The 25,528-nt window shown below is 64.5% G+C and carries 24 protein-coding genes; 8 read left to right on the plus strand and 16 right to left on the minus strand.

Going from position 1 to position 25,528, the window contains the following annotated elements; translation table 11 throughout:
* The 6 genes from pstC to BCCGELA001_RS34375 form a co-directional block, all read right to left on the minus strand.
* A complete protein-coding gene (gene pstC, locus BCCGELA001_RS34350; protein WP_060737311.1) occupies positions 1–990 on the minus strand; it encodes a phosphate ABC transporter permease subunit PstC in 990 nt (329 codons plus the stop codon).
* A 154-nt stretch (positions 991–1,144) separates the two neighbouring features.
* A complete protein-coding gene (gene pstS, locus BCCGELA001_RS34355) occupies positions 1,145–2,158 on the minus strand; it encodes a phosphate ABC transporter substrate-binding protein PstS (RefSeq protein WP_008540997.1) in 1,014 nt (337 codons plus the stop codon).
* Positions 2,159–2,303: 145 nt separating this feature from the next.
* The gene (locus BCCGELA001_RS34360; protein ID WP_060737312.1) at positions 2,304–3,602 is read right to left on the minus strand and encodes an ATP-binding protein; all 1,299 of its coding nucleotides are present in this window, start codon (positions 3,600–3,602) and stop codon (positions 2,304–2,306) included.
* Positions 3,603–3,635: 33 nt separating this feature from the next.
* A complete protein-coding gene (locus BCCGELA001_RS34365) occupies positions 3,636–4,691 on the minus strand; it encodes a lysylphosphatidylglycerol synthase domain-containing protein (protein ID WP_008540991.1) in 1,056 nt (351 codons plus the stop codon).
* 424 nt (positions 4,692–5,115) lie between these two features.
* Positions 5,116–5,418, minus strand: a complete 303-nt coding sequence (locus BCCGELA001_RS34370; protein WP_060738012.1) for a hypothetical protein — start codon at positions 5,416–5,418, stop codon at positions 5,116–5,118.
* A 2-nt stretch (positions 5,419–5,420) separates the two neighbouring features.
* Positions 5,421–6,815, minus strand: coding sequence for an OmpA family protein (locus BCCGELA001_RS34375; RefSeq protein WP_060737313.1), 1,395 nt, complete (start codon positions 6,813–6,815; stop codon positions 5,421–5,423).
* Between the two features lie 166 nt (positions 6,816–6,981).
* Between BCCGELA001_RS34375 and BCCGELA001_RS34380 the strand changes: the two genes are divergently transcribed.
* Together BCCGELA001_RS34380 and BCCGELA001_RS34385 are read left to right on the plus strand one after the other, a co-directional pair.
* A complete protein-coding gene (locus tag BCCGELA001_RS34380) occupies positions 6,982–8,040 on the plus strand; it encodes a polysaccharide deacetylase family protein (protein WP_060737314.1) in 1,059 nt (352 codons plus the stop codon).
* A gap of 87 nt (positions 8,041–8,127) precedes the next feature.
* Positions 8,128–8,937 carry an SDR family oxidoreductase gene (locus tag BCCGELA001_RS34385; RefSeq protein ID WP_008540984.1) on the plus strand — a complete coding sequence of 270 codons (810 nt, stop codon included), beginning with the start codon at positions 8,128–8,130 and terminating at the stop codon, positions 8,935–8,937.
* Between the two features lie 81 nt (positions 8,938–9,018).
* Here the strand turns inward: BCCGELA001_RS34385 and boxB are convergent, their stop codons facing one another.
* From boxB to BCCGELA001_RS34410, 5 genes are all read right to left on the minus strand, one after another.
* Positions 9,019–10,470 carry a benzoyl-CoA 2,3-epoxidase subunit BoxB gene (gene boxB / locus BCCGELA001_RS34390; RefSeq protein WP_060737315.1) on the minus strand — a complete coding sequence of 484 codons (1,452 nt, stop codon included), beginning with the start codon at positions 10,468–10,470 and terminating at the stop codon, positions 9,019–9,021.
* Positions 10,471–10,563: 93 nt separating this feature from the next.
* Positions 10,564–12,252, minus strand: a complete 1,689-nt coding sequence (gene boxC / locus BCCGELA001_RS34395) for a 2,3-epoxybenzoyl-CoA dihydrolase (RefSeq protein ID WP_060737316.1) — start codon at positions 12,250–12,252, stop codon at positions 10,564–10,566.
* Positions 12,253–12,371: 119 nt separating this feature from the next.
* Positions 12,372–12,896: a DUF309 domain-containing protein gene (locus BCCGELA001_RS34400; protein ID WP_060737317.1), complete on the minus strand. Its 525-nt coding sequence runs from the start codon at positions 12,894–12,896 to the stop codon at positions 12,372–12,374.
* Positions 12,897–12,917: 21 nt separating this feature from the next.
* Positions 12,918–13,736 carry an alpha/beta fold hydrolase gene (locus tag BCCGELA001_RS34405; protein ID WP_008540981.1) on the minus strand — a complete coding sequence of 273 codons (819 nt, stop codon included), beginning with the start codon at positions 13,734–13,736 and terminating at the stop codon, positions 12,918–12,920.
* Positions 13,737–13,863: 127 nt separating this feature from the next.
* On the minus strand, positions 13,864–15,405 hold the full coding sequence (locus BCCGELA001_RS34410; protein WP_008540980.1) for a benzoate-CoA ligase family protein: 1,542 nt from the start codon (positions 15,403–15,405) through the stop codon (positions 13,864–13,866).
* A gap of 131 nt (positions 15,406–15,536) precedes the next feature.
* On the opposite strand from BCCGELA001_RS34410, the gene BCCGELA001_RS34415 reads away from it, so the two are divergent.
* A complete protein-coding gene (locus tag BCCGELA001_RS34415; protein ID WP_008540979.1) occupies positions 15,537–16,445 on the plus strand; it encodes a helix-turn-helix transcriptional regulator in 909 nt (302 codons plus the stop codon).
* The gene (locus tag BCCGELA001_RS34420; RefSeq protein ID WP_008540978.1) at positions 16,446–16,841 is read left to right on the plus strand and encodes a group II truncated hemoglobin; all 396 of its coding nucleotides are present in this window, start codon (positions 16,446–16,448) and stop codon (positions 16,839–16,841) included.
* A gap of 6 nt (positions 16,842–16,847) precedes the next feature.
* Here the strand turns inward: BCCGELA001_RS34420 and BCCGELA001_RS34425 are convergent, their stop codons facing one another.
* Entirely contained in the window at positions 16,848–17,627 is a 780-nt protein-coding gene (locus tag BCCGELA001_RS34425) for a cobalamin B12-binding domain-containing protein (RefSeq protein ID WP_158511673.1), read from the minus strand.
* A 167-nt stretch (positions 17,628–17,794) separates the two neighbouring features.
* On the opposite strand from BCCGELA001_RS34425, the gene BCCGELA001_RS34430 reads away from it, so the two are divergent.
* A complete protein-coding gene (locus BCCGELA001_RS34430; protein WP_060737319.1) occupies positions 17,795–18,475 on the plus strand; it encodes a transglutaminase-like domain-containing protein in 681 nt (226 codons plus the stop codon).
* Positions 18,476–18,585: 110 nt separating this feature from the next.
* Here the strand turns inward: BCCGELA001_RS34430 and BCCGELA001_RS34435 are convergent, their stop codons facing one another.
* From BCCGELA001_RS34435 to BCCGELA001_RS34450, 4 genes are all read right to left on the minus strand, one after another.
* A complete protein-coding gene (locus BCCGELA001_RS34435; RefSeq protein ID WP_060737320.1) occupies positions 18,586–18,918 on the minus strand; it encodes a PRC-barrel domain-containing protein in 333 nt (110 codons plus the stop codon).
* A 112-nt stretch (positions 18,919–19,030) separates the two neighbouring features.
* On the minus strand, positions 19,031–19,291 hold the full coding sequence (locus tag BCCGELA001_RS34440) for a hypothetical protein (protein WP_144441639.1): 261 nt from the start codon (positions 19,289–19,291) through the stop codon (positions 19,031–19,033).
* Positions 19,245–20,978 (minus strand): YbaL family putative K(+) efflux transporter, encoded by a 1,734-nt coding sequence (gene ybaL, locus BCCGELA001_RS34445; RefSeq protein ID WP_060737321.1) that lies wholly within the window; start codon positions 20,976–20,978, stop codon positions 19,245–19,247. The genes BCCGELA001_RS34440 and ybaL overlap by 47 nt, the downstream gene beginning before the upstream one ends.
* A 63-nt stretch (positions 20,979–21,041) precedes the next feature.
* Positions 21,042–21,827 carry an IclR family transcriptional regulator domain-containing protein gene (locus BCCGELA001_RS34450; protein ID WP_008540954.1) on the minus strand — a complete coding sequence of 262 codons (786 nt, stop codon included), beginning with the start codon at positions 21,825–21,827 and terminating at the stop codon, positions 21,042–21,044.
* A 109-nt stretch (positions 21,828–21,936) separates the two neighbouring features.
* On the opposite strand from BCCGELA001_RS34450, the gene BCCGELA001_RS34455 reads away from it, so the two are divergent.
* The 3 genes from BCCGELA001_RS34455 (at position 21,937) to BCCGELA001_RS34465 (ending at position 25,511) form a co-directional block, all read left to right on the plus strand.
* On the plus strand, positions 21,937–23,295 hold the full coding sequence (locus BCCGELA001_RS34455; protein ID WP_060737322.1) for an aromatic ring-hydroxylating dioxygenase subunit alpha: 1,359 nt from the start codon (positions 21,937–21,939) through the stop codon (positions 23,293–23,295).
* Between the two features lie 131 nt (positions 23,296–23,426).
* A complete protein-coding gene (locus BCCGELA001_RS34460) occupies positions 23,427–24,863 on the plus strand; it encodes a glutamine synthetase family protein (RefSeq protein WP_060737323.1) in 1,437 nt (478 codons plus the stop codon).
* Between the two features lie 297 nt (positions 24,864–25,160).
* Positions 25,161–25,511, plus strand: coding sequence for a hypothetical protein (locus BCCGELA001_RS34465; RefSeq protein WP_008540944.1), 351 nt, complete (start codon positions 25,161–25,163; stop codon positions 25,509–25,511).
* Positions 25,512–25,528: the final 17 nt, after the last annotated feature.

Genomic DNA, 25,528 nt, shown 5'->3' on the forward strand with positions numbered 1-25,528 from the left:
TCACTTCCCCGCCTTGGTTTCCAGGCGCAGCAGCATCAACCGGGCGGCCGCGAGCACGAAGAACGTCAGCACGAACAGCAAGAGGCCGAGCAGGATCAGGCCGGACTGGTGCAGGCCGTCGCTTTCGGCGAACTCGGAAGCAATCGCCGCCGAGATCGTGGTGCCCGGCGCGAAGATCGAGGAGGAGATGCGGAACGAATTGCCGATGATGAAGGTCACCGCCATGGTCTCGCCCAGCGCGCGGCCGAGCGCCAGCATGACGCCGCCGATGATGCCGACGCGGGTGTAGGGGATCACCACGCTGCGGACGACTTCCCAAGTGGTGCAGCCGACGCCGTAGGCGGCTTCCTTGAGCACCGGCGGCACCGTCTTGAACACGTCGACCGAGATCGACGTGATGAAGGGCAGCACCATGATGGCGAGAATCAGCGCCGCGTTGAACAGGCTGAGGTAGGACGGAGGCCCTGCGAAGATAGCGCCCAGCACGGGGACGCCGTCGAAGACCCTGATCATGAAGGGCTGGAACGTGTTGGCCAGGAACGGGCCGAGCACGAAGAAGCCCCACATGCCGTAGATGATCGAGGGAATGCCGGCGAGCAGCTCGACCGCCATGCCGATCGGGCGGCGCAGCCATTGCGGGCAGAGCTCGGTGAGGAAGATCGCAATGCCGAGACCGACCGGAATGGCGATCAGCATCGCGATGAAGGAGGTGACGAGCGTGCCGTAGATCGGCCCGAGCGCGCCGAGCACGGGCGGATCGGCCGACGGCGCCCAGCGCTGCGTCCACAGGAACGGCAGGCCGTATTCCTTGATCGCGGGGAAGGCTCCGACAATTAAGGACATGATGATGCCGCCGAGGATAAGCAGCACCGAGATTGCGGAAAGCCGCGTGATCCAGTAGAAGGTGACGTCGCCGAGCTTGAACGCGCTCAAAGCCTTGGCGCGATCATACGGTCCGGCGTCGTCGATTACATCGCTCTGAACGGCCATCTCTGCCACGCCGATCCCCTGTACCCGTTTATGTATACGCTTGTTTTTGGTGCGGGGCCCCGGATGCGGCGCTAGCCCATCCGGGGCTTGGTTCTTGCGGATCAGCGGCCCAGCACTTCAGGCTCCGCCGCCTCCGGGACGCGAGAGGAGAGCCTCAGCTCTTGATTTCGGCAGCCCAGGTCTTCTCGACCTGCTGGACGACGCTGTCCGGCATCGGGATGTAGTCGAGGTCCTCGGCCATCTTGCCGCCGTTCTTGAAGGCCCAGCGGAAGAACTTGATGGCCTCCTGCGAGGCAGCCTTGTCGGTGGCGGACTTGTGCATGAGGATGAAGGTCGCCGCCGTGATCGGCCAGGACTTGTCGCCGGGCTGGTCGGTCAGGATGACGTAGTAGCCGGGGGCCTTGGACCAGTCGGCGTTGGAGGCGGCCGCCTGGAAGGCTTCGACGGTCGGCTGCACCGGCTTGCCGGCCTTGTTGACGAGACCGGCGTAGGTCAGCTTGTTCTGCTTGGCATAGGCGTACTCGACATAGCCGATCGAGTTCTTGGTCTGGCTGATGTTACCCGACACGCCTTCGTTGCCCTTGGCGCCGACGCCGACCGGCCACTCGACAGCTGTGCCCTCGCCGACCTTGCTCTTCCAGTCCGCGCTGGCCTTGGACAGGTAGTTGGTGAAGTTGAAGGTGGTGCCCGAACCGTCCGAGCGGCGAACCACGGTGATGGCGTCCGACGGCAGCTTCACGTTCGGATTGAGCTTCTTGATGGCGGCGTCGTCCCACTTGGTGATCTTGCCGAGATAGATGCTGGCCAGCGTCTCGCCGTCGAACACCAGCTCGCCCGGCTTCACGCCCTCGAGATTGACGACGGGAACGATGGCGCCCATTACCATCGGCCACTGCACGAGACCGTCCTTCTCGAGCTGCTCGGCCTTGAGCGGCGCGTCGCTGGCGCCGAAGGTCACGGTCTTGGCCTGGATCTGCTTGATGCCGCCACCCGAGCCGATGGACTGGTAGTTCAGACCATTGCCGGTCTCTTTCTTGTAGGCGTCAGCCCACTTCGAATAGATCGGGAACGGGAACGTCGCGCCGGCACCGGTGATGTCGGCAGCAAAGGCTGCCGTCGCCGATGCGGCGACCAAGCCAGCAGCGACGATAGTTTTGAGGAAATTCATGCTGGTCTCCATACAGGGGAGCGAAGCGCCATCCGCGCCCGATCGCGCTCCCCACGCCCGCCCCTTTAGGAGCGGTCGGCTGTGCTTTTACGAAGGTTTCGTGACAGCTGGATGACACCCTCAAGCAACTGGAATCGCTTGATTTTCAGGTCACGGCCTGCGACTTGGCCTGGGGAAAACAGGCGGTGAAAGTGGCACCCTGGCGGGGCACGCTTTCGATCAGGAGGCGGCCGCGATGACGGTTAAGAATATGTTTCACCAGCGATAATCCGAGGCCGGTTCCACCTTGCGAGCGGCTGTCGCCGACATCGACCCGATAGAAGCGCTCGGTCAGCCGCGGCAGATGCTCGGGCGCGATGCCGGGGCCGAAATCGCGGACCATGACCCGGATTTCCTGAGTTCCATCAGTGGCCGATGTCGAGGTCAGCGACACGATGACGCGTCCGCCCGAGGCGCCGTATTTGAGCGCGTTCTCGATCAGGTTCTCGAACAGGCGGAGCAATTCCTCACGGTCGCCTGCGATCATCACCGGGGCGTCCGGCAGATGGGTTTCGACCTCGACCTGGCGTTCCCGCGCCAGCGGCTCGAGCCCGTCGGCGACCTGGCGGATGATCGGCAGCAGGTCGACCAGGGTGTCGGGACGGACATGGGCCGAGAGCTCGACACGCGACAGCGAGAGCAGGTCGTCGATCAGGCGAGCCATGCGGGTGGCCTGGTTGTGCATGATGCCCAGGAAGCGCTCGCGCGCCTTCGGATCGTCCTTGGCCTGGCCCTGGAGGGTGTCGATGAAACCGGACAAGGCAGCGAGCGGAGTGCGCAGCTCGTGGCTGGCATTGGCGACGAAATCGGCCCGCATCTCTTCGACGCGCCGCAGCGGCGTCTGGTCGTGGAAGGTCATCAGCATGCATTTGTCGGCGCCGCCGAAGCTGGTCGGCACCGGCACCGGCGTGATCATGAGCTCCAGCCAGCGATCGACCGGGACATGGTCGAGATAGGTCGCGCGCCGCGGCTCGGTGGTCGCGATCGCCTCGCGCAAGGCCGTGATGATCTCCGGCGAGCGCAGCGCAAATTGGGCGAGCTCGTTCCTGCGCAGCGCCGGCGCGAGCTGGGCGGCGGCGGCATTGAGATGGATGACGCGGCCGGCGCGGTCAAGCAGCACTGCGGGATCCGGCATGCCGGCGACGACGGCAGCCACCGCCGCACTCTCGACCGGGTTGATGCGCCTGACGTCGTCGCGCGATGCGGCGGGATCGTGCAGACGCCAGGGGATCAGCGCCGCCGCGGCGATGCAGAGGAACACGAGGGCGGCGTGCAGCGCCGACAACTCGCCCAGCGAGACCACCACCGACAGCGCCAGCGCCGCGGCGATCAGGATGATGGTGGAGTGCCGCAACCGATCGGACCAGGGCTGGGCGTTGGGAGAAGATGGGGCGTCGATCGCCATCGGGGAGGGCTTCTCCTTCAGGGCTTGCGCCGGTCAGGCGCCGCCGTCGCTGCGCTCTCTCACATAGGCGGCCTCACGCGCCGGACCGGGATCGAGCTTGAGCGCCGCCTGCTGCAAGCGCTTCGAACGTGCGCCGATCATAACTTCGCGAAACGTCAGCAAGATTACAGATATGACGAAGGGGGCCAGATAATAGAGGACGCGGAACAGCAGCATCCCGCCCAGGAGCTCCTCCCGGTCCATCTGCCAGAGGCCGACCAGCATGGCGGCGTCGAACACGCCAAGGCCTCCGGGCGAATGGCTGGCGAAACCGAGCAGCGTCGCCGAGACGAAGATCACCGCGACCACGACGAAGCCGACATTGGGCTCGTCCGGGACCAGCACGTACATGGCGAGCGCGCAGAAGCCGAGATCGACGATGCCGATGGCGATCTGGAGCAGCGTCAGCGGGCCGCCCGGCAGCACCACGGTCCAGGGCCCGCGGCCGACCACGCGCGGCTGGGTCCAGACCCAGACCACGTAGGCGATCAGCGCCACGATGATCATCAGCGCCAGCGTCCGGTTCAGCCAGGCCGGCAGCTGGTCAATCGAGGCGGCGGCCTCCGGATGGTAGGCGATGCCGAGGCCGAGCACGGCGGCGTTGCCGAGCCAGAAGGTCAGGCCGGCGAGGAAACAGATCTTGGCGACGTCGATCGCATTCAGCCCATAGGCCGAATAGATGCGGTAGCGCACCGCACCGCCGGTGAAGACCGATGCGCCGACATTGTGGCCAATTGAATAACTGGTGAAGGCGGCGAGCGCATTGATGCGATAGGGAACGTGGGGGTGGCCGATCGCGCGCGTGGCGAACAGGTCGTAGAAGGTCAGGGTGAAATAGCCCGCGGCGACGAACAGCGCCGCCATCGCAATCTGACTCGGCTCGGTGCTCTTGATCGCCTCGACGACCTCGTTGCGATCGATGCCTCGCAGCATGTGGTACAGCACATAGCAAGCGATGCCGATGACCGCGACGCTGATCACAACTCCAAGCTTATGCAGGACTTGCTTCTCGCGCAGAAACGTCATCGCCCTGCGTATGGCTTCCAGCATCTAGACCTCGAACAACGCTTCAGCGGCCAGGGTGGCCGGCAGACAGGCGGACGACGCACAGGCACTCAACGAACCCTTGCCGCCGGCTACGGTATCGCGCATGCCCCCTGCCCCTCCACTAGCGCGTTTTGGAGCGAAGTGGAATTCGCCAATTCGAACAAAAACACGTGCCTTCAATATTTTAGGCAGGGTTCTGGCTCCTGTTGCACGATTTGACCCTTTCGGCGGCAAGGCGTGACGCGAATCTCCTTGGCAATCCTGCGCAGGCGCCATGAAGTTTTGATGATTTCGCGCAGACAATGTTCCGTCACGGCTTAAGTCGACGTCAATCTATGGGGCACCCCTGCCTGTTGAAAGAGGGGCATTGCCCGGTCGTTTACGGGTTTCCGATGCGCCGAAAGGCCGCGGCCGACGCGCGCCCCGCTCACAGGGCAGCCGGCGGGGTGCTCCTCGACACCACGCGGTCGCGCAGCCATGCGCCGATGGTACAGCCGACGAGATAGCAGGCGAACATGATCAGGCCGAGGTCGAGCCAATAGCCGAAGCGGCCAGGGACGACATGCGCGAGCGAAGCCGCGACCAGACCGGCGGCAAGCGCGGCGAGCCAGCGTGCGGTCACCTTGGAGGTGCCGTTGCCGCGCTGAACCACCGAGATCCAGCCCATGCAAAAGCCCAGCAGCAGCGAGCCGATCAGCCAGCCCATGTGGAACGAGACGAGATAGGGCATCATCACCTCACCAGGAATTCGATGCGGCGGTTCTGCGCCTTGCCTTCGTCGGTGTCGTTGCCGGCGAGCGGCTGCGTGCTGCCGTGACCAACCGCCGTGAAGCGGCTGGCGGGCAGCCCGGCCTTGACCAGATAATCGATCACCGCCTGGGCGCGCTTCTCCGAGAGAGCCCTGTTGAAGCCGTCCTCGCCCTCGGCATCGGTATGCCCGGCGATCTCGACATTGACGTTAGGGCAGCGCAGCGCCGTCTCGATCAGGTGATCGAGAATGCCGGCCGAATCCGGATCGATGTCGGCGCGTTTCGCCGCAAAGCGGATCTTGCCCTTATTCAGCAGGTCCGAGAACAATTGCTGGCACACGGTGCCGTCGACGGGGCCGGCCGCAGGCTTCACCGTGATTTCCGGCTTGTATTGCCAGTTCTTCGGAAAATCCTTGCCGAGCCCGGCGCGGATGTCGTTGGCGGCGCCTTCATAGAGCGCATCGCCCGACAGCTTCACCTCGCGGTCCGACACCACGAGCGTGCCGGTGGACAGCCGCGACAGCGCACCGAGCGCTGCGATCACGGCGGTGTTGAAGGAGCCGGGCGCGCCGATGCTGGCCTTGAGGCTGTCGACGACCTTCTCGTTGAAGAACTTTCGCGAGGCGCTGGTTGCGATCGCGGCGTGAACAGCGTTGTCCGGGACATAGCCGGTCATCGTCACCGTTGCGGCCACCGGATCCTTGTAGGCCTGGAAGATGTAGGGCGGCGCCTTGACGTCGTTGGCGGCAATCGAGAAACCCTCAGGCAGGTTCTTCAGTGCGGCCGCAATCGCCTCACGGCCGCCGAGCTCGCGCGCCATGCCCGACAGATTGACCTTGGTGTCCGTGATCGTGATCTTGCCGTCCTTCAGCTTGCCGATCTGGTCGAGCAGCAACGTCGCGGCGGCCTCGAACCGCGGAGGCGCGCCCCGCGCCAGACCCATCTGATCGGCGACCTCGACGCCGGCGACCTCCTTGCGCGCCGCCTCGGTCAGCCGCGCCCGCATCGAGGGCAGCGGCGCGGAACCCGAGAGGGTGACCCGCACCACGTCGCGTTCGGCATTCCAGACGAAGGGCTTGGCCTCGGGAACAAGTCGGGTCCGGTCATCCACCAGCCGCACGCCCGGGACGGTCTCCACCGCCATCACGGCGTCGCGGCGCCCCTCCTCGGAGAAGGCCTCCGCGGCCAGGCTGACATCGCGGCCATCGACCGCGATCCGGGTCTTGTCCAGAACGGTATCCTTCAGCGCCGCCGCGCTGCGGGCCGACAGGTCCGCCTCGACCGGCAAGGTATTATTCCAGGCCGCAAATCCCCACATCACGGCCAGGGGAATCAGCCCTGGCCACCATTTGCTGGCCCACCTGAAAAGCTTCTGCATTCGACGACCCGAACTCTGGAACCGGAGACAAAACAAACCCTTGGCAGGCTGTCAAACCGGAAATGGGACCCTTCCGGTGGGCCTGCGTGGACAACCGGAATAACTTTTTCTTCAAGGGTCCTTCCGTAAGTTGTGGGTGGAATGCCCGGGGGTCCGCCAGCCTGCAATGAAACAACTCCGCAACAACGTCATCCGCGCCGGGCTGGAAGCGCTCTATTTCAGCGGGGCGCACCATTTGTTGCGCCCGTTGCTATCGGGCGTCGGCGCCATTTTCATGCTGCATCACGTGCGGCCCGCCCGCGAGGCTGCGTTCCAGCCGAACCGGCATCTCGAAGTCACCCCCGATTTCCTGCGCGCGACGCTCTGCCACTTGCGCTCGCGCGACATCGACATCGTCAGCATGGACGAGCTGCATGAGCGGCTGGTGCAGGGCCGGTTCGAACGCCGCTTCGCCGCCTTCACCCTCGATGACGGCTATCGCGACAATCTGGAGCATGCGCTGCCGGTGCTGCGCGAATTTGACGCGCCCTTGACCGTCTATGTCGCGAGCGACTTCGCCGAGGGCGCCGGACGTCTGTGGTGGACCGCGCTGGAAGCGGTGATCGCCAGGACCGACCAGATCGACGTGCAAATCGGCCACTCCGCACTGCGGCTCGATGCATCGACACCCGCCGCCAAGCAGGCGGCGTTCGACCGCCTGCACGACTGGCTGCGCGCGTTGCCGGGCGAGCACGACCTCAACCGCGAGATCGAAGCCCTCTGCACGAATTACGGCGTCGACATGGAAGCGCTGTGCCGCAGCCTCTGCCTGTCGTGGGACGAGGTGAAGACATTGGCCGCCGATCCCTTGGTCACGATCGGCGCCCATACCGTGAGCCACAGCAATCTCGCCAAACAGACGGAAGAGATCGCCGCGCGGGAGATGGCGGTGAGCCGTGCCCGGATCGAGCAGGCATTGGAGCGGCCCGTGCTGCATTTCGCCTATCCCTATGGCGACCGCGACGCGGCGGGCGAGCGCGAATTCGCGCTCGCTGCGGCAGCGGGCTTCAAGACCGCGGTGACTACGCGCCCCGGCATGCTGTTCGCCGAGAACGCCGGCCACATGACTGCGCTGCCGCGCGTCTCGCTCAACGGCAACTACCAGGACGCGCGGATCCTGCCGGTGCTGACCTCGGGCGCCGCGACCGCGATGTGGAACGGCTTTCGCCGGATTGCGGCGGCCTAGCCGTTGCCCTGGCTTTCGCCAGGACGACGACGCGATTGACTCCCCTGCCCGCCCCGCAGACAACGGGCGCCAACCAAGGGAGGCATCATGTTCAACGACCTGTTCTCGCTCAAAGGCCGCGTTGCGCTCGTGACGGGCGGCTCGCGCGGCATCGGCAAGATGATCGCGGCGGGCTTTCTCAGCGCCGGCGCGGCAAAGGTCTACATCACCGCGCGCAAGGCCGGCCCCTGCGAGGAGACCGCCAAGGCGCTCACCGCGCAATATGACGGCGAATGCATCGCGCTGCCGATCGACATCTCGACGGTTGCCGGCGCCGAGCTGCTGGCGAGCGAATACAACAAGCGCGAGTCCAAGCTCGACATCCTCGTCAACAATGCGGGCGCGGCCTGGGGCGCGGATTTCGACGAGTTTCCGGAAAGCGGCTGGGACAAGGTGATGAACCTGAACGTGAAGGCGCCGTTCTTCCTGACCAAGGCACTGGCGCCGACGCTGCGCGCATCCGCGAGCGCGGAGCGGCCGGCCAAGGTGATCAACATCGCCTCGATCGACGGCATCTTCGTCAATCCCGGCGAGACCTATTCCTATGCGGCGAGCAAGGCCGGGCTGATCCACCTGACGCGGCGCATGGCGGTCAAGCTCACCCCCGACCACATCGTGGTCACGGCGATCGCGCCCGGCCCGTTCAAGTCGGACATGAACCGCGCCGCGCGCGATCATGCCGACGAAGTTGCGACCCGCGTGCCGGTGGGTCGCATCGGCACCGACGAGGACATGGCTGGCGCCGCGATCTATCTGGCTTCGCGTGCGGGCGATTACGTGGTAGGCGCAACTATCGCGGTGGATGGCGGGATCGTTTATGCGAACCCGGGCATCAAGGGGAGCGGGTGGGATAGTTGAAGGGGCGAATAGTGAGTAGCGAATGGCGAATAGTGCTTCTTGCTCGATTCGCTGCTCGCCATTCACTATTCGCCAGTTCCTTCACGACTCGATCTTCACATACTCGAAATCGCCGGGCTTGTTGTCGATGCCGACCTTCGGCGGCGAGATCCAGGACGCGAACTTGCCGGTTTCGGTGACGGGCTGCATCAGGGACGTGATGAAGTCGCCGTCGCTGGTCGAGGGCAGCCATTCGTCCTTGCGCTTGGCCCAGGTGGCCTCGTCGATCAAGATGCCGTCGGGCGTGGCGTGGATGTCTTTGAATTCGCCGATGTGGCGATGGAAGGCGACGTTGGGCAGCGTCAGTTTGAAGTCGTAGCCCGCGGTCGAGATCACCTTGTTCCAGCGCAGCATGCCCTTGACGCAATCCTGGCTGTAATCGTCGCGCAGGCGCATGTTGAGCGCGGTCAGCGCCGGCTCGTCCACCAGCTTGATCTCGCCGTTGATGAACTTGAGCACGGGATAGGTGGCGTTCTTGAGCTGGTGATCGTCCTCGATCTGGGTCTCGTGATAGCGGCCCTTGATGCCGGCATTGAAGGCGTTGGCCGCGTTGGTGGAGACCTCCGAGCCGAACAGGTCGAGCGACAGGGTGTAGTGCAGGTTCAGCTTTTTCTGGATGGTTGGAAGGTCGATCACTCCGAGCGCACGGACTTTGGCGATGTCGGTGGGATCGGTGATGCCGGCTTCGCGCATGGCATCGCAGGTGCGCTGCACGACGCGGGTGATGCCGGTCTCGCCGACGAACATGTGGTGCGCTTCTTCGGTCAGCATGAAGCGGCAGGTGCGCGACAAGGGATCGAAGCCCGACTGCGCAAGCGAGTGCAGCTGCATCTTGCCGTCGCGGTCGGTGAAATAGGTGAACATGAAGAAGGACAGCCAGTCCGGCGTCGCCTCGTTGAAGGCACCGAGCATGCGCGGCGAATCGGCATCGCCGGAGCGGCGGCGCAGCAGATCATCCGCTTCCTCGCGACCGTCGCGACCGAAATATTTCTGGAGCAGATAGACCATCGCCCAGAGATGGCGGCCTTCCTCGACATTGACCTGAAACAAGTTGCGCATGTCGTAGAGCGAGGGCGCGGTCTTGCCGAGATGGCGCTGCTGCTCGACCGAGGCAGGCTCGGTGTCGCCCTGGATCACGATCAGGCGGCGCAACATGGCGCGATGCTCGCCCGGGACTTCCTGCCAGGCCGGCTCGCCATAATGCTCGCCGAACGGCACGACGCGATTTTCTTCCTGGGGAGCAAGGAGAATGCCCCAACGATATTCAGGCATGCGGACGTAGTCGAACTTGGCCCAGCCGCGCGGATCGACCGAGTATGCGGTGCGCAAATAGACCAGCGATTCCTGGAAGCCTTCCGGCCCCATGTCGCTCCACCAATCCATGTAGCCGGGATGCCAGCCCTCCAGCGCCTTCAGCACCTGGCGGTCTTCGGCGAGGTTCACGTTGTTCGGAATCTTGGTCGAGTAGTCGACGTTCATGATGTTCATGTTCATGGTGGACCTCCCGTGGGAAACTGCAATAGCGAATAGCGAATGGCGAGTAGCGAATGGATTTCCCCTATTCGCTATTCGCCACTCCCCACTCGCCTAAACTCGCGTCATATCGAATTTCGGCTTCTGACCGCTGCCATAGCGGCGCAGAGCGCCTTCCTCGCCGACTGCGTTCGGGCGCTGGAAGATCCAGTTCTGCCACGCAGTCAGCCGCGCGAAGATCTTCGATTCCATCGTCTCGGGACCGACGAAGCGCAGGCTCGCTTCCATGCCGGTGAGGCTGTCGGGCGAGAAGCTGGCGCGCTCCTCCAGGAACACGCGGACTTCGTCGTCCCAGTCGATGTCGTCGAGCGCGAAGGTGACGAGGCCAAGCTCTTCCGCCTGCTCGGCGTCGAGCGCGGTGCCGAGCGTTGCTTCGACGCGCTCCACGTCGGACGGATCGGCCTGGAAGCGTGACTCCAGCCGCGTCAGCCCATGGCTCATCGGATACGGGCCAAAATTCATCGCGGACAGTTCGATCGACGGCGGCGGACGGTTGTCGCCCTGGCGCGTGCCGATCAGCATGTAGGAGCGGTCGGCAGCGAAGACGAGTTCGGCGAGCGTGCCGGCAAAGCAGGAGCCGGGCTCGACCAGCGTCACCAGCGTGCGCGAGGTGACGTCGATGCGCTTGAGCACGCGCTTCCAATAATGCCTGATCTCGTTGACCAGCCAGTGCGCCTTGTTGGCTTCGAGGAAAGCGTCACTGGCGAGCACATGGGCGCGATCGCCGTGGCTCTTGAACACCAGCATGGCGATCTCGAGCTCGTTGATGCGCAGATGCAGGATGGCGTCGTCGATCTCTCGCGCGACCTGGAGCGGCCAGAATGCAGCGCCCTGCGCCATCATGCCGTCGATATCGGCCGGCGGTGCCGCCTCCGGTGCCTTGATGGAGATGGTGGCGATGCGCGCTGTGCGGTCGATGTCGACCGTGACGAAGCCGTAGCGGATGCTGTTTTCGTCGATGACGCGCTTGAGCGGCGAAAGCGCAATGCCCTTGCCGCTGCCCTTGCGCTTCGACTGGCCTGCGAACTCCTTGGCACGTTCGGCGATCTTGGCCTCGAGCTTCGAGTTCGGCGCGATCTCGTCGACGAGGCGCCATTGCACCGCGCGCTTGCCCTTCACGCCTTCCTCGATAGTGCAGAAGAAGTCGGCGTGGTCGCGGCGCACCTTGCGCTTGTCGACGACGCGCGTCAGCCCGCCGGTGCCCGGCAGCACCGCGAGCAGCGGCACCTCGGGCAGCGCCACGGCGGACGAGCCGTCATCGGCGAGGATGATGTGATCGGTCGCAAGCGCCAGCTCATAACCGCCGCCGGCGGCGGAGCCGTTCACCACGGTGATGAAGCGCTGGCCGGAATTCTCGGAAGAATCTTCCATGCCGTTGCGGGTCTCGTTGGTGAACTTGCAGAAATTGACCTTGTGAGCGTGCGTCGAGCCGGCGAGCATGCGGATGTTGGCACCGGCGCAGAACACGCGGTTCTTGGCCGAGCGCATCACCACGACTTTCACCTCCGGGTGCTCGAAGCGAAGCCGCTGGATCACATCGGCGAGCTCGATGTCGACACCGAGGTCGTAGGAGTTGAGCTTGAGCAGATAGCCCTCGAACAGGCCGCCGTTCTCGTCGACGTCCATGGTCAGCGTCGCGACGTCACCCTCGACCGCGAGCTTCCAGTGCTTGTAGCGAGAGGGTTCGGTCTGGAAATCGATGAATGTCGCGCCGCCTGCAAGGCGCCGATCTTCCCCGGCCATAGGTCATCCCTGAGCTTGGTTATGCATTGTCGCCGTAGCGTTAGATGCACAATAATGCATCTTTTTGAACCCGTCTAGTCCTTAACGGCCGTCACATGCACTTTGTTTCATGAAACCACTTACGAGCGCACGATCGCCCCGAGCGCGATCCAGTCGGCCTTGGAGAGCTCTGAACGGCCGAGCTTGGCTTGCAACAGCGCGATCAGGGCCGCGACCGGGAAGGTCTCGACGAAGCCGTCGCCGGCCGCTGCCGCTTTGCGGGACTTCAGCGTGCGCAGTTCGCCGAGCGCATCCCCGAACAGGCGCGCGGCCGAGTGCGGCCGCTGCATCCGCAGCCGCAAATTGGCATTGGCGATGTGGACGCAGGCGCGCAGCAGAATGCGCTCTCGGCCGCCTTGCGGGGCTGCGGCCCATACGGCCTCCAGCACCTCCTGCGCTTCCCAGAAATAGCCGCGATCGTTGAGAGCAAGTCCGTACCGTAGCGCCGGATGGCGCGCCGGCACATGGCCGCGGAACGCCGGAGGCACCAGCGCCTTGGCGATGTCCAGCGTCTCGCCATCGGCATCGGGCGCACCGGTCTCGCCCGGCACATAGGCCCATTGCGGCCACGGCAGCGGCCCGCTCGCGTTCGAAGGCACACTCATTGAAGGTGCGCCCCCGCAACATCATGCGGCGCGTCCCTGAAGCCCCTGATCGTCGCGCAGGGCCGCGCTTGCAAATTGCTCGATTGCGTCAAGCGTCGCCCCCGGCGCTTCACGATGCGGAGAATGCCCCGCCTCTGAAATGACTTTAAAATCCACCGGACAGTAGCACTCTTGCTGCGCAATTTCGACCTGACGCAATGTCCCATATTGGTCGTTCGCGCCTTGCAGGATCAGGACGGGAACGCGGATATAGGCGAGGTATTCGGAGATGTCCCAGTCGCGGAATTTCGGATCGAGCCAGGCGCCGTTCCAGCCATAGAAGGCGTTGTCGGCATCCTGATGCCAGCGCGCCAGCTTTGCCTTGAGGTCCGTGGTCTCGAAGGTGGCCTTGATCGCGGCGATGGATTTGACCGAGATGTCCTCGACGATGAAATGCGGCGCGATCAGCACGAGACCGCTGAGGCGATGATCCTGATGCGCGCCGGCATAGATCGTCGCGATCGAGGCACCGTCGGAATGACCGAGCAGCAGGCCGCGCTTGAAGCCGATGGCGTCGAGCAGCTTGGGCAGCACGTCCAGCGCCTCGCGCTGCATGTAATCGAGCGGCCGCGGCAGCGTCACCTTGCTCGACTGGCCGTAGCCCGCGCGCGAATAGACGAAGATGCCGGCGCCCGTGGCTTGCTGGAGCCTTTCCGGGAAATCGCCCCAAAGGCCGACGGAGCCGAGGCCTTCATGCAGCATGACGATGGTGGGAGCGTCGGCGGATTGCGGCGCCAGCCATTTGTATTCGAGGCTGGCGTTGCCGATGCTGAGGAAACCGGTAGGGGTGAGGTTGGTCATGTTTGCGCTCTTCTCTCTCCGTCGCCATGCCCGGGCTTGACCCGGGCATCCACGTCTTTCCTCGTTCGCGGCCGCACGTGGATGGCCGGGACAAGCCCGGCCATGACGGCCTGTTGCACGTGGCTGACTAATTCGCCCCTTCCCGCAGCTTGAACCGCTGGATCTTCCCCGTCGCGGTCTTCGGCAGGGAGTCCACGACGTCGATCCAGCGCGGATATTTCCAGGGGCCGATCTTCTGCTTGACGTGCTCCTTCAACATCTCCTGCAGGTCGCTCGCCTTGGCGCCGGGCCGCAATACGACGAAGGCCTTTGGCTTGAGCAAGCCTTCCGGATCGGCCTCGGGCACGACGGCGGCTTCCAGCACGGCCGGATGCGTGATCAGCGCGCTCTCGACCTCGAAGGGCGAAACCCAGATGCCGGAGACCTTGAACATGTCGTCGGCGCGGCCGCAGAAGGTGTAGCGGCCGTCGCTGTCACGAACGTATTTGTCGCCGGTGCGGGTCCACGGGCCCTCGAAGGTGCGCCGGCTCTTGTGGCGCTGATTCCAGTAGCCTTCGCCGGCGGAGGGCGCATCGACCAGGAGCTCGCCGACCTCGCCATCGGCGACGTCCTGACCGGCCTCGTTGACGAGCCGCACCGCATAGCCCGGCACCGGCTTGCCGGACGAGCCGTATTTGATGTCGCCGGGCGCATTCGACAGGAAGATGTGCAGCAGCTCGGTTGAGCCGACGCCGTCGAGAATGTCGACGCCGAAGCGCGCCTTCCAGCTGTTGCCGACGGATTCCGGCAGCGCCTCGCCGGCGGAGGTGCAGATGCGCAAGTTTTTGCCGCCGCGCTCGGTCTTCATCGTCTCGTCGTTGAGCATGGCCGCGAACAGCGTCGGCACGCCGTAGAAGATCGAGGGGTTGTAGCGATTCATCAGGTCGAACATGCGCGCCGGCGTCGGCCGCTCGCTGTTCAGGATCACGCTGGCGCCGACCGACATCGGGAAGGTCAATGCGTTGCCGAGACCATAGGCGAAGAACAGCTTTGCCGCGGAGAGGCAGACGTCGCTCTCGCGGATGCCGAGCACCTGCTTGGCGTAGGTATCGGCGGTCGCCTGCAAATTGGAGTGCAGATGGCGGACGCCCTTGGGCATGCCGGTCGAGCCTGACGAATAGAGCCAGAACGCCGGCTCGTCCGGATGCGTCGCCGCGGTGGTGAACTGGTCGCTCTCGCCGGCGATCTCCTCGGCGAGTTGCTTGTGGCCGTTCTGCTTCGCGCCGGACACCACGACATGCTCGAGGTCGGGCATGCGGCCGACGACGTCCTTGATGACGGGATAGAGCGCCTCCGAGACGAACAGCACGCGCGCGCGGCAGTCGGCGAGAATGTAAGCGTATTGGTCCGCAGTGAGCAGCGTGTTGAGCGGCACCGGCACGATGCCGGCGCGGATTGCGCCCAGGAACACGATCGGGAAATCGACCGTATCCAGCATGATCATCGCCACGCGTTCCTCGCGGCGTACGCCGAGCCGGCGCAGCATGTTGGCGGCGCGGCAGCTCTGGTGCTGGAGTTCGCCATAGGTGAGCCGCGAAACGGTGTCGTCGAAGACGAGCTTGCTTCCCCTGCCCTCCTCGACGTTACGGTCGAGCAGCCAGGTCACCGCGTTATAGGATCCCTCGCTCACGGACGTCTCCCCAGAATTTAGAATTATAATTCATAGAAAGACACTGCGACGGCTTGCTGTCAATGCCATCAGGCACTATGTTTCATTAAAACGCGGACCTTCTTCAAGAAGACATCCGTTAAAGAAGGCTCATGACCGACAGTCCCGACGCCGAATCTCAATTCCTCGAACAACTCGGCCAGCGTGTGCGCACCATGCGCGCACTGCGCGGCATGTCGCGCAAGGTACTCGCCAAGGTATCAGGCATTTCGGAGCGCTACATCGCGCAGCTCGAGAGCGGCAAGGGCAATGTCTCGATCGTGCTGTTGCGCCGCGTCTCCGATGCTATGGGCGCGCATCTCGAAGATCTGCTGCCTTCGGCCGATCCGACGCCGGACTGGCAGATGTTTCGCGACCTGCTGCGCAAGGCGACCCCTGGCCAGATCGCCCAAGCCAAGGATTTGCTCGCCGGCGGCAGCGCAACCGCGCCGCGGCGCGCGCCTTTCTGCGGCATTGCGCTGATCGGCCTGCGCGGCGCCGGCAAATCGACGCTGGGGCGGATGCTGGCGAAGAAGATCGGCTGGAGCTTCGTCGAGCTCAACAAGGAGGTCGAGCAGCAGAACGGGCTCTCGGTCGCCGAGATCATCGCGCTCTACGGCCAGGAAGGCTTTCGCCGCATGGAGCAGGCGGCCTTGCAGCAGCTGCTCGCGCGCAACGAGTTGATGGTGCTGGCGACCGGCGGCGGCATCGTCTCCGAGCCGCTGACCTTCGACCAGATCCTGTCTTCGTTCTATACGATCTGGCTGAAGGCCGAGCCCGAGGAGCACATGGCCCGCGTCCGCCGCCAGGGCGACCTCCGTCCGATGGCCGACGACCGCTCCGCGATGGCGGAGCTGCGCAACATCTTGCTGAGCCGCGAGCCGCTGTATTCGCGCGCAACGGCGGTGGTGGATACCGCGGGGCTCAGCGTCGATGCCGCGGCGGTGCGGCTGATCGATGCGGTGCGGCCGGTGCTGCAGAACGAGGCGCGCAGCTTCGGCCTGCGCAGCGTGGCGCTGTAGATGACCGACGGCACCGTCACCGTCTCCATGTTCGAACGGATCGGCGGGAGTAGCGCGATCGATCGTCTCGTCGATCGCTTCTACGACCGCATGGACACGCTGCCGGAAGCGAAGATCATCCGTGCCATGCATGCGGACGACCTCGGCCTGATCAGGGACGTCTTGAAGCGCTATCTCACCGAATGGACCGGCGGGCCGCGGCTCTATACGCCCGCGAAAGGCCATCCGCGGCTGCGCCAGCGGCACATCGGCTTTGCCATCGGTGATGCCGAGCGCGACGCCTGGATGATTTGCATGCGCGGCGCGCTGGAGGAGACGGTGGCAGATCGCGCCGCGCGGCAGGATCTCGACAAGGCGCTGTCCGGCCTCGCCGACTGGATGCGCAACCGCACCTAGCCGCTTTCAGTCGAGGCCCAGCGCGCTGATGTCGCGGGCGAGCACCACCCCGGGGATACGAGGCACCAGGCGCGTTTTGACGGCGTAGCCACCGAGGACGATCTTTGGACGATTAGGTGCCGGCAGTGCCTGCACGCGCTCGACGAGCGCCCTGACGGCCTCGCACTGCTCGAGCAATGCGATCGAGACGAGCAGCGTCTTGGGCTCGCCGGCAAGAGAAGGCTCGGACAAGGCATCGAGAACCGTAAGCTCGTCGACATGACGCGTCTGCCATCCCTGGTTCTGCAGCCAGAGCGCGAGAATGCGAATCCCCACCACATGGGTGTTGCCGGGCGCGTTCATCAGAAAATAGCGGCCCTCACCGGCGAACCGCGCCCGTTGTGACGAGGCCCGATTCATCCGCGCCTCGACAAGATCGACCACCCGCTCGGCGAAGGCCGTGAACTCGTGCTCGCCCGCGACCGTGAGTGTGCCGCGCTCCCAGGCGCGGCCGATCTCGTAGAGCATCGGCGCGATCATGCCGACGAGGATGTCCACGGGACGGCAGTTGGCGACGATGGCCCGGTCGACCAGCGGCCCGGCCGCATCGAAATCGCTCTTGCGACCGGCGGCAAACAGCGCCTGAAAGATGTCCCGCAGCACCACCGCATGGGCAAACTCACCGTCGCTGAGCAGATCCGGCTGCTCGCCCGAACACTTCCGGCACAGCCCGTGCGTGATGCTCAGGTCCGCGTGCGGCGGCATCTCCCCAATGAACTGCTGGCAATGGGCACACCACCTCAGCACGCTACGTCTCCCCCGGGGTCGACGGTTCCAGTAATCCTAGCGCAGCGTCGCCGCTTGCAAAAGCCGTAGCGGCTCGACGCAAGCGGTGACGGGGTAGTGCCGCGAGCATGGGCGGCCTGCAACGAACGAAATTGAGCCCGGCCAAAGCCGGCTGCTAAGCTCAGATCATGACCGAAACCCTGCCCGATACCATCCGCCGCCTCTACACCGACCCCGGCGAGTACATCGACAGCGACCACCCCGCCGTGCGGCAATTCGCCGAGACAGCCGTGCGCGCGGATGCGAGCGTGCGCGGCAAGGCGAGCGCGCTCTACAAGGCGGTGCGCGACGGCATCCGCTACAATCCCTATGTCAGCATGCGCGCCGCCGAGACCTTCCGAGCGTCGAGTGTGCTCGCCGCAGGGCAAGGCTATTGCGTCGGCAAGGCCGCACTCTATGCGGCCGCCTGCCGCGTCCACGGCATTCCGGCTCGCGTCGGTTTTGCGGATGTGAAGAACCACCTCACCACCGAGAAGCTGCGCCAGAGCATGGGGACGGACATCTTCACCTGGCATGGCTTTACCGAGGTTTATGTCGATGACGCCTGGCGCAAGGCGACGCCAACCTTCAACGACACGCTCTGCGCCAAGGTCGGCGTGGCCCCACTCGATTTCGACGGCCACACCGACGCGCTGCTACATCCCCTCGACGGCGAGGGACGCGCCTATATGCAATATGTCAACGACCGCGGCGCCTATCACGACGTGCCGGCGAAGTTCTTGATGCGGGAGATGGCGCGCGACTATGCCAACATGCAGGGCGAGGATCTCTCCGGGCGCGACATGGAGCGCGAGGCGGCCGAGCGGTAAGGACGGGCGCGGGACGCCGAAGCCCGGATGCGCGCAGCGACATCCGGTCGTCGCGATGACTTGCACCCGGTCTCGCTTCGCTAGTCCGGGCAACAACGATTGCCGCTCGGCTAGATCGACCAGTAGTTCGGATGCTGGTACGGCCGCGAGCGGTCGCCCCAGTCGAATTCATCGCCATCGGCTTCGCAGGGGCCGCTGCTCAATTGTTCCGGCGTCAGATCGATCTGGAAGGCCTGACGTCCCGGATCATATTTCAGCGAGCTCCACTGCACGGGATAATGGTGATGGGTGCCGAGCAGTCGCCCGGTCTTGATGACGGCGTAGGCGACGGTTCCGCTCACCTTGTCGAGCATCAATCTCTCGATCGTGCCGAGCTTGGTGCCGTCACGGCCATAGACGGCGACGTGCTCGACGCGATCACTGGGAACCATGGTGTGTTGCATGGCGTGCTCCCTTGGACTCGTGTGGAGCGGATTATAGGCCCGCAGCCCGGATGTGCGAAGCGACATCCGGGGTCTTGCGACACTTTCGCGGGTATCGCTTCGCTTGCTCGGGTTACGACATTCCAATGGGCTGCCCAATCCGATCATTGCACGCGTCAAACATCGACCGATCCAAGGCCTCGGCGGCAAAGCCCGCGACATAGATCAAGCCCAGGATAGCCGCCGAGATCGCCAGGGTTTCCGCATGTGCCAGTCCCCACCGCAGCAGCCGCTGCGCCAAGGTCGGCGGCGGAAACCGGTAGATCCGCCCTGCAGGCGTCATCAGATCAAAGGACCGAACCCGCCGCGATGGTAGGGGGAGTTTGGGCAGCATCTGGATATCTCCTCTCCAGCTCCTCGATCATGCCGCGCGCGATTTCGCGTTCACCCATGATCACGACATCCGCGCCCAGCCCCTTCAAGTGCTCGACTTCGGCATCCGCATGCGCCCGCGCGATGATCTGAATGTCCGGATTGGCGGCACGCGCCTGTTGCACGATCTGTCCCGCCTCGAACGCTTCTGGGATCGCGATCACCAGATGCTTCGCGCGAGAGGGGTTGGTCGCACCGAGAATCTCGGGCTTCGCGGCGTTGCCCATGACGGTTTCGATGCCGCCCTGCTTCAGCTTCTCGAGCACGCGCTCTCCGACTTCGGCGACGAGAAATGGCCATTGCCGCTGCATCAACGCATCGCCAACGAGTGCGCCGACGCGGCCATAGCCGATCACGATCGTATGGTCGGTCAGCTCAGTTGTGCGGATCGGCTCGGGCACTGCGGCGACCGCTTGCGGCTCATCCCGGCGCGGCTCTAGCAGCGGCGCCAGCCAGGTGACGGCTGCAAACATCAGCGGATTGAGCATGATGGAAAGGATCGCCCCCGCCATGATCAGATCGCGGCCCTCCTTCGGCAAAATTTGCGAGGAAACGCCTAGTTCTGCCAGGATGAAGGAGAACTCGCCGATTTGCGATAGGCTTGCGGAGATCGTCAGCGCGGTCGCGACCGGATGACGGAACAGGATCACGATCAGGAATGCCGCAGCGGATTTGCCGAGCATGATGATCGCAAGCGTCGCCAGCAAAGGCCAAGGCTCACGGATGACGCTGAGCGGATCGAACATCATGCCGACAGAGACGAAAAACAGCACCGCGAAGGCATCGCGCAGCGGCAGCGATTCCTGCGCGGCGCGCGCGCTGAGCGGCGATTCCCGCAGCATCATGCCGGCGAAGAAGGCGCCCAGCGCGAGCGAGACGTCGAACAGCTTCGAGGCTCCGAACGCGATGCAGAGTGCAATCGCGAGCACGCCCAGGCGGAACAGTTCTCGCGAGCCCGTGTGCGCAATGTAATGCAGGATCCAGGGGATGAAGCGGCGCCCCACCACCAGCATCAAGCCGATGAACACGACGATCTTGACGACCGTCAGCATCACGACGCCGGCCAGTCCGAGGCCCAGCTGCGCCGCGAGCGGATCGAAGGCAGGCTTGCCATCGGATCCACCCTGGAGGCTCGCGATCGCCGGAAAAAGCACCAGCACGAGCACCATCGCGAGGTCCTCGACGATAAGCCAGCCGACGGCGATGCGGCCGCGATCGGTTTCCATCAGCCGCCGCTCCTGCATTGCGCGAAGAAGGACGACAGTGCTCGCGACTGACAAGGCCAATCCGAACACGAGACCCGCGCCGATGCTCCAGCCCATCAGAACTGCAAGACCGAGCCCCATCACCGTTGCGGCCGCGATCTGCACGACGGCGCCGGGAACGGCGATCTTGCGCACACTGAGCAGATCCTGAAGGGAGAAATGCAGCCCGACGCCGAACATCAGCAAGATGATGCCAAGTTCGGAGAGCTCGGTGGCAAGCGCTTGATCGGCAACGTATCCCGGCGTGAACGGGCCGACCGCGACGCCCGCAAGGAGATAGCCAACCAACGGCGGAACACGGAACCGTTGCGCGATTGTTCCGAGTACGAAAGCTAGTCCAAGTCCAGCAACGATGGTGGCGATGAGAGGCGTGTCATGCGGCATTTTTGCCTTTTGACACACGAGGTGCGCATGTGCACCGCGACCTGTGCGCGCGGCTAGCGAAGCTCACAGCAGTTGCGAGCGCACCGACTCCGCGCCATCGCGCAGCAGCGGCAGAAAACGATCGATCAATTCCCGTTCCGTCACGCGATCGACATGGGCGCCCATGTTGATGGCGGCGACGATCACATTGTCGTAACGATGCACGGGAACCGAGATCGAGCGGAAATGCGGCTCGGCTTCACGATCGACCAGTGAATAGGCATGCGCGCGGTCGGAAGCGATGCGCGCGAGCAGCGCCTTCGGGTCCGTCACGGTCTGCGGCGTCAACGCCTCGCGCGTCATCGCCTTCAGACGCGCGGCAAGCTCGACATCGTCGAGCTGACCGAGCATGGCGCGGCCGACCGAGGTGCAGAAGGCCGGCAGCCGATAGCCGATCTCGAGCCCCCCGGAGAACATCCGCGCCGGACTGCTGCGCGCGACGAACACGACATCATCGTGATCCAGCACCGCGAGGGAGGAGATTTCGTTGGCCGCGGTCGCTACGCGATCGAGCACGGGCTGAAGCACCGCAACGAGCTGATTGGAGCGCAAATACGACGCCGCCAGGGTCAGCACATGGGGCGTCAGCGAGAACAGCTTGCCATCACCACCGACGTAACCGCCGCGCTGCAGCGTGAACAGCATGCGCCGCGCGGTGGCGCGCGGCAGATCGGCGGCCCGTGCGAGATCGCTCAGCGTCATCGGGCCGGCAGTCGCGCCAAAACATTGAAGCAGGCGCAGGCCACGATCGAGCGCCTCGACGAAATCTGTCGACCGATCCTCGGTCTCATTCCGCTTCAGCTTAGGCATCGCCTCGGGACAATCCTGCAAAATAGTGCTTGCCGCCCTTTCAAGGCATGTCATAATTCGCCCATTCGTTCAATAGGCGAACACGCCACTCCACAAGGATGCATGCGCCATGATGAGCCAGGAGCAGAACGACCTGATCACCCGCACCGGGCCGAAGGACCCCTGCGGCAAGCTGATGCGGAGCTATTGGCAGCCGGCGGCGCTGGTCGATGAGCTCGAGGGCTCGCGGCCGATCCGTCCGGTCAAGCTGCTCGGCGAGAACCTGGTGCTGTTCCGCGACGAGAGCGGACGCTACGGCCTGATCGACCGCCATTGTGCGCATCGCGGCGCCGACCTCGCCTTCGGCCGGCTCGAACATGGCGGCTTGCGCTGTGCCTTCCATGGCTGGCTGTTCGACGCTACCGGCCAATGCATCGAGACGCCGGCCGAGCCGAAGGAGTCAAAGCTCTGCCAGAATATCCGCCAGCGCTCCTACCCCGTGGTCGAGAAGAGCGGCATTCTCTGGGCTTATCTGGGCGAAGGCGCCCCGCCGGCATTCCCGGAGCTCGACTGTTTCGTCGCGCCCGGCACTCATACTTTCGCTTTCAAGGGCCACATGGCCTGCAACTGGCTGCAGGCGCTTGAAGTCGGCATCGATCCCGCGCACGCCTCCTATCTGCACCGCTTCTTCGAGGACGAGGACACGTCCACTGCCTACGGCAAGCAATTCCGCGGGGCTTCCGCCGGCTCCGATCTGCCGATGACCAAAATCCTGCGCGAATACGACCGCCCGATCATCAATGTCGAGCACACCGAATATGGCCTGCGGCTGATCGCGCTGCGCGAGATCGACGAGGAGCGTACCCATGTGCGCGTCACCAACCAGCTCTTCCCGCACGGCTTCGTCATCCCCATGAGCACGGAGATGACGATCACGCAGTGGCACGTGCCTGTGGATGACGAGAACTGCTACTGGTACGCGATCTTCACCAGCTATTTGAACCCGGTCGACAAGCAAAAGATGCGCGAGCAGCGGCTCGAGCTCTACGAGCTGCCGGACTACAAGTCGCGCAAGAACCGCAGCAACGATTACGGCTTCGATCCGCACGAGCAGCAGACCGCGACCTATACCGGCATGGGCACCGACATCAATGTCCACGACCAATGGGCGGTGGAATCCATGGGCGCGATCCAGGACCGCACCAAGGAGCATCTCGGTTCGAGCGACAAGGCGATCGTGCAATATCGCCGCCTGCTGCGGCAGGAGATCGAGAAGGTCTCTGGCGGCGAGAAGCCGATGCTGTTCCTGGACGAAGCCAATGCGCGCAGCATCCAGGGGCCGGCGACCATGGACGGCATCGGCCCGACGCGGGGCTGGGAGACCTACTGGATGGAGGTCGACGTCAAGCGCCGCCGCGGCGCGCCGTGGACCGCGCCGGTGCCCAAGGACATCGCCGACAATGTGCACCGGCTGACGGCGGCGGAGTGAACGTCCATGCACGGACCCCGTAGGGTGGGCAAAGGCGCAAAGCGCCGTGCCCACCATGGTTCCGTGAGGACGATAGACACGGTGGGCACGCTTCGCTTTGCCCACCCTACGGCAGTTGAAGGAGTGATGAAGTGACTTTCGTCGCGCGCCATGCGCTGTGGTCGGATGAGCAGAAGGACGCGGCGGCGCGCATGCGCCGCATCGCCGAGGACAAGAACCTCGAGGTCATCCGCCTCGCCTTCCCCGACCAGCACGGCATCCTGCGCGGCAAGACCATCATCGCCTCCGAGGCGATTGCCTCGCTGGAGAGCGGCTGCTCCATCACCACCACCATGCTTGCCAAGGACACCTCGCACCGCACGGTGTTTCCGGTGTTCACCGCGGGCGGCGGCTTCGGCATGAAGGAGATGGAGGGCGCGGCGGACGTGCTGATGGTCGCCGATCCCAGCACGTTTCGCGTGCTGCCGTGGGCGCCCACGACGGGCTGGGTGCTGTGCGACCTCTATTTTGGCGATGGCCGTCCGGTGCCGTTCGCAACGCGCGGGCTCTATCGCAAGGTGCTCGATGAGCTCGCCGCCCGCGGCCATGATTTCGTCGCAGGCCTCGAAGTCGAATTCCACATCTTCAAGCTCGACGATGCGCATATGCGGCCTGAGGACGCCGGCCAGCCGGGCACGCCGCCCTCGGTGAGCCTGCTCAGCCACGGCTATCAATACCTCACCGAGCAGCGCTTCGATCAGATGGAGCCGGTGCTGGAGATCCTGCGGCGTGACATCGTGGCGCTCGGGCTGCCGCTGCGCTCGGTCGAAGTCGAGTTCGGGCCGAGCCAGTGCGAATTCACCTTCGCACCGAAGAAGGGCCTGGAGCCCGCCGACAACATGGTGCTGTTCCGCTCGGCCGTGAAGCAGATCGCGCGCCGTAACGGCTATCACGCCACCTTCATGTGCCGGCCGAAGCTGCCGAACGTGTTCGCGAGCGGCTGGCATCTGCACCAGTCGGTCGTGTCGCGCGCAAGCGGTGAGAACCTCTTCATGGCGAAAGACGGCGGCGAGCCGCTCAGCCCGTTCGGCAAGGCGTACCTGGCGGGCCTGCTCGACCACGCCCGCGCCTCCGCCGTGTTCACGACGCCGACCATCAACGGCTACAAGCGCTACCGCTCCTATTCGCTGGCGCCGGATCGCGCGATCTGGGGCCGCGACAATCGCGGCGTGATGATCCGCGTGCTCGGTGGCGCCAATGATGCCGCGACGCGCCTGGAGAACCGCATCGGCGAGCCCGCCGCCAATCCCTATCTCTACATGGCCTCGCAGATCCTGTCGGGCCTCGACGGCGTCGATCGCAAGCTCGATCCCGGCCCGTCCGCCGACACGCCCTACGAGACCAAGGCACCGCTGCTGCCGAAGTCACTGCGTGATGCGGTCAGCGCGCTGAAGGATGATCCGTTCTTCCGCGAGAAGTTCGGGCCGGAATTCGTCGACTATTACACCCACATCAAGAACGCCGAGATCGACCGCTTCCTGTCAGAGGTGACCGACTGGGAGCACCGCGAATATTTCGAGACGTTTTGATGGGGATAGGCCTCACGCCGGCGTGAGGCGACTTCGTCCGGCCTGTTCCGACGACATCACTCCGTGCGCCGACGAAGCCAATTCCCCAATGTCTCGAAAACCGCCGGAAAAACGGCCGCGCTAGGCTGCCTGCGTGTGATCAACAATGGAGTTCGGTCATGTGGGGTCAATTGTTCAACCTGATCTATCGCCTGTCGTGCCGGACCACCTTGATCGAGATCGGCGTGCATCGCCTGGCGCGCTAACGCCAAGGGGATGCGAAATAGGTAAGGCGGATTGACAGATACGGGGCTTCCCATGCGCAGGCTTGTTCTGATCGCCGCGGTGTCGCTGCTGGCAAACCACGCCTATGCGGGCGGTTCGCGAGGCCTCAGCTTAGCCGCAGCCAATGCAAACCAACCGGTCACCGAGCAGCCGGCCGCCACACCGCCGCAGGCGACGTCACCGTCACCGGCAAGCGTGCAGACAGCGACCACAACGCCAACGTCAGCTCCGCCGGCCGCAACGGCGTCGACTGCAACGGCTCCTGTTCAATCGAGCCCCGCACCGGCGGCAAGGACAATCGAGGCGCCGAAGCCGAAGCGCCGGCAGCCGTCCGTCGAAGCCCGCGTGATCCGCGAACTGCACCGCCACGGCATCTATTGGTGACCGTCCGGCCGTTTCCT

Source organism: Bradyrhizobium sp. CCGE-LA001 (assembly GCF_000296215.2).
Classification (GTDB): Bacteria; Pseudomonadota; Alphaproteobacteria; order Rhizobiales; family Xanthobacteraceae; genus Bradyrhizobium.